This is a genomic window from Marinicrinis lubricantis (assembly GCF_042658665.1).
GTDB lineage: Bacteria > Bacillota > Bacilli > Paenibacillales > KCTC-33676 > Marinicrinis > Marinicrinis lubricantis.
Genome location: NZ_JBHSQV010000018.1, coordinates 1 through 2,149 on the forward strand (window position 1 = coordinate 1; position 2,149 = coordinate 2,149).

Here is a 2,149-nt window from a genome sequence, read left to right on the forward strand (position 1 = left end):
AGCAATGCATGGAGCTGACGAATACTAATCGGTCGAGGGCTTATCCCATATTTTTGATTTCTACCTTAACGTCACAACAAATACGAAACACATTTGATGTGACAATAGTTCAGAGAAATCAAAAGATCGACAACATGTTGTTCAACAATGCAACCTTACACTTTCGCATTCAGTTTTGAAGGTACAAGCCTTCTGGTGTTATTATTGTTCCCTGATAGCTCAGTTGGTAGAGCACTCGGCTGTTAACCGAGTTGTCACAGGTTCGAGTCCTGTTCGGGGAGCCATTTGCTCCCATAGCTCAGCAGGTAGAGTGCTTCCATGGTAAGGAAGAGGTCACCGGTTCAAATCCGGTTGGGAGCTTATGATTTGGCCCCTTGGTCAAGCGGTTAAGACACCGCCCTTTCACGGCGGTAACACGGGTTCGAATCCCGTAGGGGTCACCAATTTAATATGGACGCTTAGCTCAGCTGGGAGAGCATCTGCCTTACAAGCAGAGGGTCGGCGGTTCGATCCCGTCAGCGTCCACCATTTGCCGCTGTAGCTCAATTGGTAGAGCAACTGACTTGTAATCAGTAGGTTGGGGGTTCAAGTCCTCTCGGCGGCACCACGAAATATCATAGGGGGTTAGCCAAGCGGTAAGGCAACGGACTTTGACTCCGTCATGCATAGGTTCGAATCCTATACCCCCTGTTTTATGAGCCATTAGCTCAGTCGGTAGAGCACCTGACTTTTAATCAGGGTGTCGAAGGTTCGAGTCCTTCATGGCTCACCAGTGTTATAATGCGCGTGTGGCGGAATTGGCAGACGCACTAGACTTAGGATCTAGCGTCTTCGACGTGGGGGTTCAAGTCCCTCCACGCGCACCATTCATTAATGCGGACGTGGCTCAGTGGTAGAGCATCGCCTTGCCAAGGCGAGGGTCGCGAGTTCGAATCTCGTCGTCCGCTCCATTATTTTCATATGTGCCCTTAGCTCAGCTGGATAGAGCGTTTGACTACGAATCAAAAGGTCGGGAGTTCGAATCTCTCAGGGCACGCCATTATATGTTAGATCGGGACGTAGCTCAGCTTGGTAGAGCACCTGGTTTGGGACCAGGGGGTCGCATGTTCAAATCGTGTCGTCCCGACCATCATATGCGGGTGTAGTTCAATGGTAGAACTCCAGCCTTCCAAGCTGGTAGCGTGGGTTCGATTCCCATCACCCGCTCCATACATAACATGCTCGGACTCTAAGGAGTCCGTTTTTTATTTCAGTTGATGGGATGAGAAGCCACAAGGGTTCGACCGTCCGTGAAGACTTCGAAGAAAAACCAGAGAATAGGACGCGCGTCAGTGTATTCCATAGTCGAACCGTTAGGTTCAATTTAAATCAGAAGACACGGAGGATTCCCATCACCGGTCCATACATAAAAGGGAGAGCCGTGAGGCTCTTTTTTTGTTTTTCCATTAAGGTTCGACTCACCGAAACAATCCAGAATGGCACATCCTTCAAAAGAATAGTTACAAAAAAATTTATCTTGCGACAAATTGTGATTACATTCGACAAACATAATCGTGTACGATGGGTACAATGTCTTGCTTCATATAACAAAATTAATGTGCGCCGCAGGACATAAGAAGGGGGTATCCAATGTATAAAAGAATGATTGCCTATACGCTAGTAATGCTGTTAATGCTTACGACAAGTCAAGCAGCATTGGCTCTGGAATCCGGTGAGGAGCCGTCTGCCGAACAAAGGTCATCTTCGAAGGGAAGTCCACAGGCTTCGGTGCTTTCATTACGTATAAGGATAATACGGCATATATTTCATCATTTTCCATCAATTACATGATGGATGGTGTTGAAGATGAATGGGATATGGAGAGCCAAGAGATCACTATTTGGAGCGATTATTCAGAAGCGGTTTTTCAGATTGGTGAACTGACCGCATGGGTGAATGGTGTAGAAGTGCCATTAATGCATGCGCCATATGTAGAAATGGGAATAAACTTTATACCTCTGGTGGAGACCATGGCCTTTTTTGATTGAGCATTTTGCAGAAACCTGAGCCCTTGTTACAGAAGGATTTTCAGAGATAAAAAAGGGACTTCACCCCAATTTGGAGAAGTTTTCAAGTGACCAAACCCAAAAACTCCGAGAGGAAGTGAAGT

The 2,149-nt window shown here is 46.8% G+C and carries 1 protein-coding gene and 12 tRNA genes; all 13 read left to right on the top strand.

The window, feature by feature from the left end; translation table 11 throughout:
- Positions 1-208 precede the first annotated feature (208 nt).
- The 13 genes from ACFPXP_RS02740 to ACFPXP_RS02800 all read left to right on the top strand — a co-directional run bounded on the left by ACFPXP_RS02740 (position 209) and on the right by ACFPXP_RS02800 (position 2,027).
- A tRNA-Asn gene (locus tag ACFPXP_RS02740) sits at positions 209-284 on the top strand.
- 3 nt (positions 285-287) lie between these two features.
- A tRNA-Thr gene (locus ACFPXP_RS02745) sits at positions 288-360 on the top strand.
- An 8-nt stretch (positions 361-368) separates the two neighbouring features.
- Positions 369-443: transfer RNA gene (locus ACFPXP_RS02750), tRNA-Glu, on the top strand.
- 9 nt (positions 444-452) lie between these two features.
- Positions 453-528 (top strand) — tRNA-Val (locus ACFPXP_RS02755).
- A gap of 3 nt (positions 529-531) precedes the next feature.
- Positions 532-607: transfer RNA gene (locus ACFPXP_RS02760), tRNA-Thr, on the top strand.
- Between the two features lie 11 nt (positions 608-618).
- Positions 619-690 (top strand) — tRNA-Gln (locus ACFPXP_RS02765).
- Between the two features lie 6 nt (positions 691-696).
- Positions 697-772: transfer RNA gene (locus ACFPXP_RS02770), tRNA-Lys, on the top strand.
- Between the two features lie 10 nt (positions 773-782).
- Positions 783-866, top strand: a tRNA-Leu gene (locus tag ACFPXP_RS02775).
- 9 nt (positions 867-875) lie between these two features.
- A tRNA-Gly gene (locus ACFPXP_RS02780) sits at positions 876-950 on the top strand.
- Between the two features lie 12 nt (positions 951-962).
- A tRNA-Arg gene (locus ACFPXP_RS02785) sits at positions 963-1,039 on the top strand.
- 13 nt (positions 1,040-1,052) lie between these two features.
- Positions 1,053-1,129 (top strand) — tRNA-Pro (locus ACFPXP_RS02790).
- Between the two features lie 6 nt (positions 1,130-1,135).
- A tRNA-Gly gene (locus tag ACFPXP_RS02795) sits at positions 1,136-1,209 on the top strand.
- 620 nt (positions 1,210-1,829) lie between these two features.
- Positions 1,830-2,027: a stalk domain-containing protein gene (locus ACFPXP_RS02800; protein WP_379892155.1), complete on the top strand. Its 198-nt coding sequence runs from the start codon at positions 1,830-1,832 to the stop codon at positions 2,025-2,027.
- Positions 2,028-2,149 lie beyond the last annotated feature (122 nt).